The sequence below is a fragment of the Pseudomonas ficuserectae genome, assembly GCF_024584585.1.
Lineage (GTDB): Bacteria > Pseudomonadota > Gammaproteobacteria > Pseudomonadales > Pseudomonadaceae > Aquipseudomonas > Aquipseudomonas amygdali.
Map to the genome: position 1 here is coordinate 4,628,576 of NZ_CP085684.1, position 13,307 is coordinate 4,641,882.

Consider the following 13,307-nt stretch of genomic DNA (forward strand, 5'->3'; position numbering starts at 1 on the left):
AAAGGATTTCCTGATGACCATGCTCAAAGACCCATCGAAGAAGTACCGCGCATTCCCGACCATCGATCTGCCTGACCGCACCTGGCCTTCGAAGACCATCGATGCAGCGCCGATCTGGTGCAGCTCCGACCTGCGCGACGGCAACCAGTCGTTGATCGAACCCATGGACGCGGCCAAGAAACTGCGCTTCTGGAAAACCCTGGTCAGCGTTGGCGTCAAGGAAATCGAGGCATCCTTTCCATCAGCTTCGCAGACTGACTTCGATTTCGTGCGTACCCTGATCGAAGACGGCCATATCCCGGATGACACCACCATTCAGGTACTGACCCAGGCTCGCGAAGACCTGATCGCTCGCACGTTCGAATCGCTGCGTGGCGCGAAGAAAGCCATCGTCCACCTGTATAACGCGACCAGCCCGTCGTTCCGCCGCATTGTCTTCAATCAGGACAAGGCTGGCGTGAAAGAAATCGCGGTCAATGCGGCCAAGCTGTTCGTCAAATACGCTGCACAACAGCCTGAAACCCAGTGGACCTTCGAGTACTCACCGGAAACTTTCAGCGCGACCGAGCTGGAATTTGCCAAGGAAGTCTGCGATGCCGTGATTGAGGTGTGGAACCCGACGCCCGAGAACAAGGTGATCCTCAACCTCCCGGCTACCGTGGAAGTGGCGACACCCAACATTTACGCTGACCAGATCGAATGGTTCGGCCGCAACATCACCCGTCGCGACAGCGTGCTGATCAGCCTGCACACCCATAACGACCGTGGTACAGGCGTCGCTGCTACCGAGCTGGGCCTGATGGCCGGTGCAGATCGCGTCGAAGGCTGCCTGTTCGGTAACGGCGAGCGGACCGGCAACGTCGATCTGGTCACCGTTGCATTGAACCTCTACACCCAGGGCATCGACCCGGAGCTGGACTTCTCGGATATCGACGGTGTGCGTAAGGTCGTCGAAGAGTGCAACCAGATTCCGGTTCATCCACGTCACCCGTACGTTGGCGACCTGGTACACACCGCGTTCTCCGGTTCGCACCAGGACGCCATCCGCAAGGGCTTCACCCAGCAGAAGGACGGCGAGCTGTGGGAAGTGCCTTACCTGCCGATTGACCCGGCCGACATCGGTCGCAGCTACGAGGCGGTGATTCGCGTCAACAGCCAGTCGGGCAAAGGTGGCATCACTTACCTGCTGGAACAGGAATATGGCATCTCCCTGCCACGCCGCATGCAGATCGAGTTCAGCCAGGTGGTTCAGGGTGAAACCGATCGTCTGGGTCTGGAGATGACGGCCGAGCAGATTCACTCGCTGTTGCGTCGTGAGTACCTGCAAGCCAACGTTCCTTATGCGCTGATCAGCCATAAGTTGCAGGAGGAGAACGGCAACAGTGCGGTCGATGCCGAAGTGCATGTGGACGGTGAAACCCAGCATTGGCGCGGCAAGGGCAAAGGCGCTCTGGAAGCGCTGGTCGCCGGTCTGCCAGTTGCCGTGGAGATCATGGACTACAACGAGCACGCCATTGGCTCGGGCACCACGGCCAAGGCCGCTGCCTACATCGAACTGCGCGTGAATGGCGAGCGTGCCGTGCATGGCGTGGGTATTGATGAAAACATTACCACCGCCAGCTTCCGGGCACTGTTCAGCGCACTGAACCGCTCGTTGAGCCAGACACAAGCCAAGGCCGCCTGAGTCTACAGGCAGGATGGCGGACGCCAGTTCGCCATCCTCACCCAAACCGACCGCGCGACTCCCCTCCTCGCCAGCCTCTTGCATTCCACGCATGACCCTGCCTGTTTCGGCATAATCTTTTTCATTTATGCTGTGGTAGCATGCTGCCTTTATTCTAGGACGGGCCAACATCCAACAGCAATTCATATGCTGACGATGCCCATCCGGACTTACCTGCCAGCTACATCTTTCCTATAAAACCAAGACGACTATTGCATTGATTTCCGGACGAAAAGAATGCTCGGGCAGACCCACCGTGCATTGAAATTACTATCGGCCTCGGTACGCTGAGCTGATCCAATCACATTTGGAGCGATTATGCCCAAGGCTTCCCATCAAGATTTGCGCCGCAGTTTCCGTGCGCTTACCTCGTCGAACTCGTGCTTTCACACCGCCTCGGTATTCGACCCCATGTCAGCGCGAATCGCAGCGGATCTGGGCTTTGAAGTAGGCATCCTCGGCGGTTCTGTCGCATCGCTGCAAGTACTGGCAGCACCTGACTTCGCACTGATCACCCTGAGCGAGTTCGTTGAACAGGCCACGCGCATCGGCCGCGTTGCGCAACTGCCGGTTATCGCGGACGCAGACCATGGTTATGGCAATGCCCTTAACGTCATGCGTACCGTTGTTGAACTGGAACGCGCCGGCATCTCGGCGTTGACGATTGAAGATACCCTGCTGCCTGCGCAGTTCGGACGCAAATCCACTGACCTGATTTCCACGGCCGAAGGTGTTGGCAAGATCCGCGCAGCACTGGAGGCACGTGTCGACCCGGAGATGTCGATTTTCGCTCGCACCAACGCGGCGATCATCCCGGTTCAGGAAGCCATCAGTCGGGTTCAGCAGTATCAGGCTGCCGGGGCTGACGGCATTACCATCGTCGGCATTCGTGACTTTGATCACCTGGCGCAGATATCCGAAGGCGTGACCGTACCGCTGATGCTGGTGACCTACGGCAACCCTGAGCTGCACGACAATGCGCGTCTTGCCGAGATGGGCGTGAGAGTCTGCGTGCATGGCCACGCTGCGTACTTTGCCGCAATCAAAGCCACCTACGACTGCTTGCGCGAGCAACGCCAGATTCTGGGCAGCGAGTCGAACATGAGCGCTACCGAATTGACCCACACCTATACGCAGCCTGAAGACTACGTAGAGTGGGCACGCAAGTTCATGAATGTGAACGAGTAAGGGCTCTGGATGCTGTGACGCTTTGCGTCACAGATCTGCGCCAAGCTGCACACTCAAGATCGGACGCAGAGCGTCGCACGATAGTCAGGTTATCGTTCCGCACGCTCCAGCGTGGGAACGCCTGTCGTGACGCTCTGCGTCACAGATCTGCGCGTACCACATAGCCGGGAGCAGACCCGTAACGTCAGCACCGCATGCCGACGCAGCGCGTCGGCACGACCATCATCCGTGTCAGGACATCAGGCAGTGGTATTCACGCCACCTTCAGTCTCCAGCTGCAACAACGATGCCTGCAAGGTCTGCAGGTTAGCGCTGGTGGACGCAATCTGGCCCTGAATTGCCATGGCTTTCTGGGCCTTTTCTTCCGCTGTGCCATTACCGCTTTGAGCGGCAGCCAATTGCGCCTGCTGTTGAGCCAGTTGCTTCTGGGCGTCCTTGATCTGCTGCTTTATCTGTTCGATCGTCTGATTAAGAGCCGATTTGCTGGAACCGCCAACGCTGCCCCCACCACCGGCCGCTCCGGCCTTACCGCCTTCGGTCGAGGCCTGATCAGAGGTCTTCTCGGTTTCAGTCGTGGTAGTTGCAGACTTGATTGCCTCTGCGTCGGTAGATTTAACCGCTAAGGTCAACGGGCTTGAATAGCTGTTCAATGTGGACGTATTGATGGTAATCATGGCGGTCTCCAGGTTGTCTGCACACACTATCGGCCGACTCGTAACATTCTGAAGTAATTTTATTGAATATTAAAAGAGTCAGCGTCCAGCCCGGCTGGAAAGCGTGTGCGATAGGCTTGTAAGTCCGCCGCGCTTAACGTCGCCCTGAACACTCCATCCGCTTCGCCTGCGCCCAACAGGCTCTCGCCTTGAAAATCCAGAACCTGACTGTCACCGGTGTACGCAAAGCCCTTCCCGTCCGCCCCTACCCGATTGACCGCGGCAACGTAGCACAGGTTTTCGATGGCCCTGGCGGGCAGCAGGCGGTTCCAGTGCAGACGTCGCGCGCCTGGCCAGTTGGCGGTGTACAGCAACAGGTCGGTACTTTCGGCGTCACGGCTCCAGACCGGAAAGCGCAGGTCGTAGCAGATCAGCGGGCGAATACGCCACCCATTGAGCTCAAACATCACCTGACGCTCGCCCGGCGTGTAGTGTTCGTGTTCACCCGCCATACGAAACAAGTGACGCTTGTCATAATGCAGCAACTCACCATCCGGTCGCGCCCACAGCAGACGGTTGCGATAAGTGCCATCGGCAGCGCGAATGATGACGCTGCCGGTCACCACCGCATTGATCCGCTTAGCCTGCGCCAACAGCCAGGTCGATGTAGGACCTGCCTCAGGCTCAGCCAGGGCCTCGGACTCCATCGAGAACCCGGTGGTGAACATTTCAGGCAGGATCACCAGATCAGCGTCATGCGCCTGGCCCAGCAAGTGCTCGAAATGCTCCAGGTTGGCCTCGCGATCATGCCATGCCAGAGTGGTCTGAATCAGCGCAAGGTTCAGGTTTGGCAGTTCGCTTATATCGCGCATAGTTTCTCCGCCGCCTGACGCAATGTGTCCTCTTGCTTGGCGAAGCACAGGCGAATCAGACGCTGGCCTGCTGGAGGGCTCTGGTAGAACACAGAGATCGGAATGCTCGCCACACCGTGTTCACGGGTCATCCACAGCGCCATGTCCACGTCATTCAGGTCAGGCCGTATCTGCGAATAATCGACCAACTGGAAATAAGTACCGCCAACAGGCCGGAAGCTGAAACGCGATTCAGCCAGATGACCACAGAAAAAGTCGCGCTTGGCCTGGTAGAAACCTGGCAGCTCATCGACATGCTCCGGGTGCTCGGCCATGAAGTCGGCCAGCGCGTATTGCAATGGCGTCACGCCACAGAAACTCACGTACTGATGCACCTTGCGCAACTCGGACGTCAGCGCGGGTGGCGCGACCACGTAGCCGGTTTTCCAGCCTGTGACGTGATATGTCTTGCCGAACGAGCTGACGACGAAGGCGCGCTGATACAGTGCCTCGTGATCAAGCACGCTGACATGGCGCGCGCCATCGAACACAAGATGTTCGTAGACTTCATCGCTGAGCAGGTAGATATCACGATCGGCAATCAGCGCGGCCAGTCGATCAAGCTCGGCGCGACTGATCAGGGCACCACTGGGGTTGTGCGGGCTGTTGATGACAATCATGCGGGTACGCGGGCTCAGTGCATCGCTGAGCTTTTGCCAGTCGATGGAGAAGTCATCCAGCCCCAGTTGCACATGGACGCAGCGCCCACCGGCCAGCTCGACAGCGGGCTCGTAGCTGTCATAGCAAGGGTCGAAAATAATCACTTCGTCGCCAGCGCGAATAACGCTATGAATCGCGCAGAAAATCGCCTGCGTGGCACCCGGTGTGATGGTGATCTCGCTGTCCGGATTGACCGTACGGCCATAGCTGCGGGCGATCTTTGCCGCGACCTGCTGACGAAGCGCAGGCAGCCCGGTCATCGGTGAGTATTGGTTATGGCCTTGAGTGACATGCCGACAGACCGCATCGCGCAGCGCCTGCGGCCCATCAAAATCGGGAAAACCCTGGGACAGGTTGATAGCGCCGGTTTCGGCGGCCAGCTGTGACATGACGGTAAAGATAGTGGTGCCCACGTTGGGCAACTTGCTGTCGATCATGGAACCCTTTCCCTGCAATCTCCCGGCACCGGGCGGCACGGGTCAGGCAGGATAGCCCATTAAACGGACACAAAAAAAGGCGCCGAAGCGCCTTTTTCCCAGTGCTGACTCAGCGCTTGTCGCGGCGCTTCTTGTCGGCCTTCTTGTGGTGCGACATCATTCGACGCTTCTTGTTGACCTGACGGTCAGTCAGCGTGTTCTTATTGCCTTCGTACGGGTTCTCGCCGCCCTTGAACTCGATGCGGATCGGCGTACCGACCAGCTTGAGCACGCGGCGATAGGTGTTTTCCAGATACCGGACATAGGACTTCGGTACTTTTTCGACCTGGTTGCCGTGGATTACGATCAGCGGCGGGTTGGCGCCGCCCAGGTGAGCGTAACGCAATTTGATACGGCGGCTGCCGACCATGGGTGGCGCATGCTCGCTGACCGCATCTTCCAGAATCTGGGTCAGACGGCTGGTTGGCCAGCGCGTTACGGCAGACTTGAACGAGTTCTGTACCGACTGATACAGGTTGCCCACGCCCGTGCCGTGCATCGCAGAGATGAAGTGGATGTCTGCGAAGTCGACGAAGAACAACCGGCGTTCCAGTTCGATCTTCACGAAATCACGTTCGCCTGGCGTCATGCCATCCCACTTGTTCAGCGCAATGACCAGGGCACGCCCCGCTTCGAGGGCGAAGCCCAGCAGGTTCAGGTCGTGGTCGACCACACCTTCGCGGGCGTCCATGACAAAGATCACCACGTTGGCGTCCTTGATGGCCTGCAGCGTCTTGACCACCGAGAACTTTTCAACTTCCTCGTGGATCTTGCCGCGCTTGCGCACACCGGCAGTGTCGATCAGCGTGTACTTCTCTTCATTACGCTCGAAGGGAATGTAGATACTGTCGCGCGTGGTGCCTGGCTCGTCATAGACGATAACCCGGTCTTCACCCAGCATTCGGTTGACCAGCGTCGATTTGCCGACGTTGGGACGCCCGATGATGGCGATCTTGATGCCGTCTTTTTCGCTAGGACCAGGAATGCGCTTGGCTTCCTGACCTTCGGCAACTTCCTCGACCTCCTCGCCCTCTTCCAGCTCGTCTTCGTCCTTGGGAAACTCCCGCAGGGCGATTTCGAGCATCTGCGAGATGCCACGACCGTGAGCACCGGCCACCGGAATGGCGTCGCCCAGACCCATTGGGCTGAACTCGGCACGTGCCAGGTTTTCGTCGATGTTGTCGATCTTGTTGGCAACCACGTAGGAACGCTTGTTGCGTTTGCGCAGGTGCTCACCAATCATCTGATCAGCAGCGGTATAGCCCGCACGGGCGTCCACCAGAAACAGCACCACATCGGCTTCTTCAATGGCCAGCAGCGACTGCTCGGCCATCTTTTCGTCCATGCCATGCTCGTCACCGGAGATACCGCCGGTGTCGATCAGAATATAGGAGCGCCCTTGCCACTTCGCCTCTCCGTATTGGCGATCACGGGTAAGACCGGACAGATCACCGACAATGGCGTCGCGAGTCCTGGTCAGGCGGTTGAACATGGTGGACTTGCCGACGTTCGGTCGACCCACCAGGGCGATTACGGGAACCATGCGGCTCTCCACTTCGTTATTTCAGAAAATACAAAAGCCGCTGCAGGGCAGCGGCCGGAGTTCGGGGCGATGCCACAAAGGCACCGCAGCCTTGCCGAAGCAAGGGCACCCGGGGCCATTGGCCCCGGGCATGGACACTTATTGCTTGATGGTCAGGGCTTCCAGTTTGCCGCTGTTGCCATACACGTAAATCATGTCCCCAACCACCAGCGGACGAGCACGCAGGCCGTCGCTGTCGATACGTTCGCGACCGACAAAACGACCGTCCACCTGGCTCAACAGGTGCAGGTAGCCTTCCATGTCACCGACCGCTACATAGCTGGAATACACTTCCGGCGCGCCGAGCTGGCGGCGAGCCAGTGATTCGTTGCTCCACAGTGCAGAGGACGAACGCTCGTCGATACCTTCAACAGTGCCGGAGGCGAGGGTTGCGTAAACGCTGCCAAAGCCTTGGGCTACGCCCGAGTAGCTCGAGGCGTCACGCTGCCAGAGCACACGACCGCTTTCCAGGTCCAGACCCGCGACGCGACCCTGATAGGTAGCGACGTACAGTGTACCGCCGGACAGCAGCAGGCCGCCGTCGATATCCACGACACGATCCAGTTCCGAGCGACCTTGCGGGATGGCAACACGCTGCTCCCAGACAGGCACGCCATTGGTAATGTCCAGCGCGACGACCTTACCGGTCGACAGACCCGCCACGGCGAGACGATTGGTTGCAAGTGGAGCACCGGTACCACGCAGGGTCAGGACCGCTGGAGTGCTTTCGTAAATCCAGAGCTGGGAACCGGTGGAGGCATCGAAACCAACAATACGGTCATCCTGAGTCTGAACCACTACCACAGAACCGTTGGTGGCAGGCGGGGCCAGCACTTCGCTGGTGACGCGAGCGCGCCACTTTTCTTCACCGGAGGTGGCGTCCATGGCAATGACTTCACCCTTGAGGGTGCCGATCATTACCAGGCCATAGCCCACGCCGACTGCACCGGAAACCGGCAGATCGAGATCCTTCTTCCAGATCACATCACCGGTCAGACGATCCAGCGATACAACTTCGCCAGTGACGTCAGCCGCATAGATGCGGTCGCCATCAATGGCTGGCACGAGCATGTTGTACGTCTTGCCCTGACCGTCGCCAATGGAACGGCTCCACTGCTTGTGCAGAACCACTTCTTCTTTGAAGTCGGTCAGCTCGGCCGGAGGCAATTCCTTTTTGCTGTTGCTGCTGCAACCCGCGGCCAGAATGGCCAGAGCCAGCAATGCTGCATGTTTCCAACGAATCACGTCACGCATCCCCTTTCGCCAGATCGTCGAGCTTCATTTGCAGGCCACCCACTGCTGCGTCTTCGGACAGAGCGGATTTGGCCTTTTGGTATGCAGCGTATGCCTCGTCGGTACGACCCAGCTGTACCAGCAGGTCACCCTTGAGTTCTTCACGACTGGCGAGGAAAGCCTTGTCGGCATCGCCGTCGAGCAGCTTCAGCGCGTCATCAGTCTTGTTCTGCGCAGCCAGCACGCGAGCCAGACGCTGACGGGCAATCTCGCCCAGCGTGTCATTGGCAGGCTTGTCGGCCACGGTTTTCAGCTCGGCTGCAGCATCGTCCAGCTTACCGGCATCGACCGCCACCTTGGCGACGAACAGGCTACCGAACTGTGCATAGGTAGTGCCACCGAATTCGCTTTTCAGTTTGCCGGATATCTCGGCGACACGTGCGGTGTCTGCCTGGCCACTGGGCGTCAGTGCGGTTTCCAGCAATTGCTGATAAAGCATCGAGGCGCCTTGCGACTGGCTGGCCTGATACCTGTGCCAGAACTGCCAACCCAAGACCACGACCAACGCAAGCAGACCACCGGTCAACAGGGGTTTGCCGTTACGCTGCCACCAGTCCTTCATTACCGCCAGCTCTTCATCTTCGGTACCCGACACCCCAATACTCCTATTCGCTAAACGGCTGTTAAATCAGCTTCAACCCTGCACAACGCAGGAGGCCAGGTGCTCTGACAGAGCGTCCCAGGCAATATTTTGTTGTTCACCCTGACCGCGCAGGGGTTTGACGCCAATGACCTTTGCCGCCAGTTCTTCTTCACCGAGAATCAGCGCATACAGCGCACCGCTCTTGTCGGCTTTCTTGAACTGGCTTTTGAAGCTGCCGGCACCGGCGTTGACCTGCAAACGCAGGCTCGGCAACTGATCGCGCACCTTTTCGGTGAGAGCCAGCGCAGCCAGCTCAGCTGCTTCGCCAAAGGCGCACAGGTAAACATCGACCTGACGGGCAATTTCTTCCGGGACCTGCCCGAGGGTTTCAAGCAACAGAACCAGACGCTCGATACCCATCGCGAAACCAACGCCGGTCGTCGGCTTGCCGCCCATCTGCTCGACCAGACCGTCATAACGACCGCCTGCACAGACCGTACCCTGAGCACCCAATTGGTCGGTAACCCACTCGAAAACGGTCTTGCTGTAATAATCCAGCCCGCGAACCAGCTTCGGGTTGATGACATAAGGAATGCCGGCTGCGTCCAGACGGGCCTTCAGGCCTTCGAAGTGAACGCGAGATTCGTCATCCAGATAATCTGCCAGCTTTGGCGCATCGACCAGCACAGCCTGGGTTTCAGGATGTTTGGTGTCCAGCACGCGCAGCGGATTGGTTTTCAGACGACGCTGGCTGTCTTCGTCGAGTTGATCAAGACGTGCCGACAGAAACTCGACCAGCGCATCACGATAACGCGCACGCGCTTCGCTGGTGCCCAGGCTGTTCAGTTCAAGCTTGACCGCATTGCGAATGCCCAGCATGCCCCACAGGCGCCAGGTCATGACGATCAGCTCGGCATCGATGTCCGGACCGTCAAGATTGAAGACCTCGACACCAATCTGGTGAAACTGGCGATAACGGCCTTTCTGTGGCCGCTCGTGACGAAACATCGGCCCGATGTACCATAGTTTCTGAACCTGACCGCCACCGGTGATGCCGTGCTCCAGGACCGCACGCACACAGGCAGCAGTACCTTCCGGACGCAGGGTCAGGGAGTCGCCGTTGCGATCGGCGAAGGTGTACATTTCCTTCTCGACGATATCGGTCACTTCACCGATGGAGCGCTTGAACAGCTCGGTGAATTCGACGATAGGCATACGAATCTGCCGGTAACCGTAGTTATCCAGCAGACGTGAAACGGTGCCTTCGAAGTGGCGCCACAGCGGCGTCTGCTCGGGCAGGATGTCGTTCATGCCACGAATGGCTTGTAGAGACTTACTCACAGAAAATCCTTAGCAATCCTGGTTAGCCGCGCACGATGACAGATGCGTCGGCTTCGGCCTTTTCAGCCGCTTTCTCGCGAATCAAGCGTTCAAGCTCGTCCACGAGATTGTCGTTGGTCAGTTTCTGCGCAGGCTTGCCGTCGATGTAAATCAGGTTCGGCGTACCACCAGTCAGGCCGATATGCGCTTCCTTGGCCTCGCCCGGACCGTTGACTACACAACCGATCACTGCGACATCAAGCGGCACCAGCAAATCTTCAAGGCGACCTTCAAGCTCGTTCATGGTCTTGACCACATCGAAGTTCTGCCGCGAGCAGCTCGGGCAGGCGATGAAGTTGATACCACGGGAACGAAGGCGCAACGATTTGAGGATGTCGTACCCGACTTTCACTTCCTCGACCGGATCAGCAGCCAGCGAGATGCGGATAGTATCGCCAATTCCTTCGGCAAGCAGCATTCCAAGACCGACAGCCGATTTCACCGTGCCTGAACGCAAGCCGCCAGCTTCGGTAATACCCAGGTGCAGGGGCTGGACGATCTGTTTGGCCAGCAGGCGGTAGGCTGCGACGGCCATGAACACATCGGATGCCTTGACGCTGACCTTGAAGTCCTGAAAGTTCAGGCGCTCCAGGTGCTCGACGTGGCGCAACGCAGACTCCACCAACGCCTCTGGCGTCGGCTCGCCGTACTTCTTCTGCAGGTCTTTTTCCAGCGACCCGGCGTTGACGCCGATGCGGATCGGAATACCTCGATCACGCGCAGCATCGACCACGGCCCGCACCCGGTCTTCACGACCGATATTGCCCGGATTGATACGCAGGCAGTCGACACCCAGTTCAGCCACACGCAATGCGATGCGATAGTCGAAGTGGATGTCGGCGACCAATGGCACTTTGACCAGTTGCTTGATGCGACCAAAGGCTTCGGCAGCGTCCATGTCCGGTACAGAAACACGCACGATGTCGACACCGGCAGCTTCCAGACGGTTGATCTGGGCGACGGTGGCCGCAACATCGTTGGTATCGCTGTTGGTCATGCTCTGCACGGCAATCGGCGCATCACCGCCGACCGGTACGGAACCGACCCATATTTTTCGGGATTCGCGACGCTTGATTGGAGATTCGCCGTGCATGACTTATTGCCCTAGCTTCAGGCGAGCAGTTTCGCCGCTGGTAAAAGGTGCCACGTCTACAGGCTGACCGTTGTAGCTGACCTGCGCGCCGCGTGCGTAGCCCAGGCGCAGCGTCAATGGCGGCTTGCCGCTGACATCCAGGCTGTCGCCCTTGCGCTTGAGGCCGCTGACCAGCACCTTGCCGTTTCCGTCAGTGACCTGGGTCCAGCAATCGGCGACGAACTGCACAGTAACCTGACCGGCCGCGGCCATGACTGGCGCTGGCTGCTCGGCTGGTGTGGCCGGCATCGACGGTACGGTCGGCGCAGCGACAGGCGCTTGTGGAGCATTTGCTGGCGGCGTAGCGGTGGCTGGTGTCTGCGCAGGCGCATGACTCGTAACACCTGCAGTAGGAGCAGCAGGCGTCGCGCTCGGCGATTCACTGGCAGGCGCACCGGTGTTCAACGGCAGCGAAGTCTGTCCGGCAGTAGGCGTTTCGGCCACTGCGGGCTCTTCCGGCTCGTCCAGCGGGTGAATCTGAGTGGTGCCGTCGGCGCTTTCGACCTCGACGTGCTCCATGTTCAGCCCGGACTGGTCCCTGCCACGCAGAGAAGCCTGATCCTGCCACCAGAAGAAACCGCCACCGACCAGAAGCACCAGCAACAACAGGCTGACGATACGCAGGATGTTGTGTGACAGCCTGACCGGCTCTTCGATACGGCCCAATGCGTGGACCGAACTGCCCTTGCCATCGGTGCCGGTGAACTGGTCGAACTGTTCGACCAGCGCCGCCTGATCGAGGTCAAGCAGCTTGGCGTAGGCGCGTACATACCCCCGGGCAAACGTATGCCCAGGCAGCTTTTCAAAATGTCCGTTCTCCAGATTGCTCAGGGAGGTCACGGTGAGGTTCAGTCTCAAAGCCACATCTGGCAGCGACCAGCTCCTGCTCTCGCGGACCTGACGCAGGGTTTCTCCAGGGTTCACGCGGGTGGTTGCTACAACTTCGGGATGCGCCGCTTTCATCATTGCTCCGACAGGTATTGCTGATATTCCGGCGTACCGGGATAGAGTCTTTTCAACAGCAGACCAAAACTGGCCGCCTTGTTACGATCATCATAAATCTTCGCCAAGCGTGTACCGAGCAATAGACTACGTGCATTTTGCTCGCTGAGTTGGCTAAAACGGTCGTAATAATCACGCGCCGGCACATATTGCTTGTCTTCGTAGGATATCTGCGCCATTTCCAGCAAGGACCTTGGCAACTGACGGTCCAGGCGCAACGCCTTGGTAAAATGCTCACGGGCCTGCTCGCGATTACCCAGCTTCAGCGAAGTCATGCCCAGGCTCTCAAAGACTCGCGACCGCTCAGGATACAGGTTGTCGGCAGCGGCCTGTTCAAAACGCTCGTAGGCTTCCTTGTAACGCTTTTGTTCGAACAGAAAACTGCCGTAATTATTGACGATGCGTGTTTCGTTGTTACTGGAAGCCAGCGCCTTGCGAAAGTACTGCTCTGCAAGCTCCGGCTCCATCTCGGTCTGGAACACCAGCGCCAGTGCGGCATTGGCCTGCGCGTCGGAACTGTCCAGCTCGAGCGCCTTTTTCAGCGGAACCTTGGCGCGCTCGGTCTGCCCCTGCTGAAAGTAACCCAGCCCAAGCTGAACGTACGCTCTGCGCGCTTCCTCGCGCCCCTGCGCCGTTGTCATCGGGTTGACGTTGCCGGTGGATACGCACGCCGTCAGCAACATGACAACACATAGCAACAGCGAGGCACGCACAGACATGGAGT

The 13,307-nt window shown here is 58.6% G+C and carries 12 protein-coding genes; 2 read left to right on the forward strand and 10 right to left on the reverse strand.

Annotation, left to right across the window (positions count from 1 at the left end; genetic code table 11):
- Window positions 1-13 precede the first annotated feature (13 nt).
- Complete coding sequence (gene leuA, locus LJU29_RS20430) at window positions 14-1,684, forward strand: 2-isopropylmalate synthase (RefSeq protein ID WP_122320714.1); 1,671 nt, start codon at window positions 14-16, stop codon at window positions 1,682-1,684.
- A gap of 357 nt (window positions 1,685-2,041) precedes the next feature.
- Window positions 2,042-2,911 (forward strand): oxaloacetate decarboxylase, encoded by an 870-nt coding sequence (locus LJU29_RS20435; RefSeq protein WP_002552494.1) that lies wholly within the window; start codon window positions 2,042-2,044, stop codon window positions 2,909-2,911.
- Window positions 2,912-3,150: 239 nt separating this feature from the next.
- On the opposite strand, the gene LJU29_RS20440 is transcribed toward LJU29_RS20435, so the two are convergent.
- From LJU29_RS20440 to pilW, 10 genes are all read right to left on the reverse strand, one after another.
- Complete coding sequence (locus LJU29_RS20440; protein WP_002552493.1) at window positions 3,151-3,585, reverse strand: hypothetical protein; 435 nt, start codon at window positions 3,583-3,585, stop codon at window positions 3,151-3,153.
- Window positions 3,586-3,644: 59 nt separating this feature from the next.
- Window positions 3,645-4,436, reverse strand: a complete 792-nt coding sequence (locus LJU29_RS20445; RefSeq protein WP_057453124.1) for an amidohydrolase — start codon at window positions 4,434-4,436, stop codon at window positions 3,645-3,647.
- A complete protein-coding gene (locus LJU29_RS20450; protein ID WP_005778315.1) occupies window positions 4,424-5,572 on the reverse strand; it encodes a pyridoxal phosphate-dependent aminotransferase in 1,149 nt (382 codons plus the stop codon). The genes LJU29_RS20445 and LJU29_RS20450 overlap by 13 nt, the downstream gene beginning before the upstream one ends.
- Before the next feature lie 109 nt (window positions 5,573-5,681).
- Window positions 5,682-7,154, reverse strand: a complete 1,473-nt coding sequence (gene der / locus LJU29_RS20455; RefSeq protein ID WP_004666071.1) for a ribosome biogenesis GTPase Der — start codon at window positions 7,152-7,154, stop codon at window positions 5,682-5,684.
- A 138-nt stretch (window positions 7,155-7,292) separates the two neighbouring features.
- The gene (bamB, locus tag LJU29_RS20460) at window positions 7,293-8,447 is read right to left on the reverse strand and encodes an outer membrane protein assembly factor BamB (RefSeq protein ID WP_004666072.1); all 1,155 of its coding nucleotides are present in this window, start codon (window positions 8,445-8,447) and stop codon (window positions 7,293-7,295) included.
- Window positions 8,440-9,081, reverse strand: coding sequence for a YfgM family protein (locus LJU29_RS20465; RefSeq protein ID WP_002552488.1), 642 nt, complete (start codon window positions 9,079-9,081; stop codon window positions 8,440-8,442). The genes bamB and LJU29_RS20465 overlap by 8 nt, the downstream gene beginning before the upstream one ends.
- 39 nt (window positions 9,082-9,120) lie before the next feature.
- Window positions 9,121-10,410, reverse strand: a complete 1,290-nt coding sequence (gene hisS / locus LJU29_RS20470) for a histidine--tRNA ligase (RefSeq protein WP_002552487.1) — start codon at window positions 10,408-10,410, stop codon at window positions 9,121-9,123.
- Between the two features lie 22 nt (window positions 10,411-10,432).
- Window positions 10,433-11,542, reverse strand: a complete 1,110-nt coding sequence (ispG, locus tag LJU29_RS20475; RefSeq protein WP_004656273.1) for a flavodoxin-dependent (E)-4-hydroxy-3-methylbut-2-enyl-diphosphate synthase — start codon at window positions 11,540-11,542, stop codon at window positions 10,433-10,435.
- A gap of 3 nt (window positions 11,543-11,545) precedes the next feature.
- Window positions 11,546-12,544 carry a RodZ domain-containing protein gene (locus tag LJU29_RS20480; protein WP_257112805.1) on the reverse strand — a complete coding sequence of 333 codons (999 nt, stop codon included), beginning with the start codon at window positions 12,542-12,544 and terminating at the stop codon, window positions 11,546-11,548.
- Entirely contained in the window at window positions 12,544-13,302 is a 759-nt protein-coding gene (gene pilW / locus LJU29_RS20485) for a type IV pilus biogenesis/stability protein PilW (protein ID WP_002552484.1), read from the reverse strand. Before pilW ends, LJU29_RS20480 begins: the two co-directional genes overlap by 1 nt.
- Window positions 13,303-13,307: the final 5 nt, after the last annotated feature.

Bases quoted from the DNA above. Each gene is read 5' to 3' on its own strand.
- LJU29_RS20445 (WP_057453124.1), bottom strand. From the start codon at position 4,436: ATGCGCGATATAAGCGAACTGCCAAACCTGAACCTTGCGCTGATTCAG.
- leuA (WP_122320714.1), top strand. From the start codon at position 14: ATGACCATGCTCAAAGACCCATCGAAGAAGTACCGCGCATTCCCGACC.
- LJU29_RS20450 (WP_005778315.1), bottom strand. From the start codon at position 5,572: ATGATCGACAGCAAGTTGCCCAACGTGGGCACCACTATCTTTACCGTC.
- der (WP_004666071.1), bottom strand. From the start codon at position 7,154: ATGGTTCCCGTAATCGCCCTGGTGGGTCGACCGAACGTCGGCAAGTCC.
- LJU29_RS20480 (WP_257112805.1), bottom strand. From the start codon at position 12,544: ATGAAAGCGGCGCATCCCGAAGTTGTAGCAACCACCCGCGTGAACCCT.
- LJU29_RS20440 (WP_002552493.1), bottom strand. From the start codon at position 3,585: ATGATTACCATCAATACGTCCACATTGAACAGCTATTCAAGCCCGTTG.
- bamB (WP_004666072.1), bottom strand. From the start codon at position 8,447: ATGCGTGACGTGATTCGTTGGAAACATGCAGCATTGCTGGCTCTGGCC.
- LJU29_RS20435 (WP_002552494.1), top strand. From the start codon at position 2,042: ATGCCCAAGGCTTCCCATCAAGATTTGCGCCGCAGTTTCCGTGCGCTT.
- ispG (WP_004656273.1), bottom strand. From the start codon at position 11,542: ATGCACGGCGAATCTCCAATCAAGCGTCGCGAATCCCGAAAAATATGG.
- pilW (WP_002552484.1), bottom strand. From the start codon at position 13,302: ATGTCTGTGCGTGCCTCGCTGTTGCTATGTGTTGTCATGTTGCTGACG.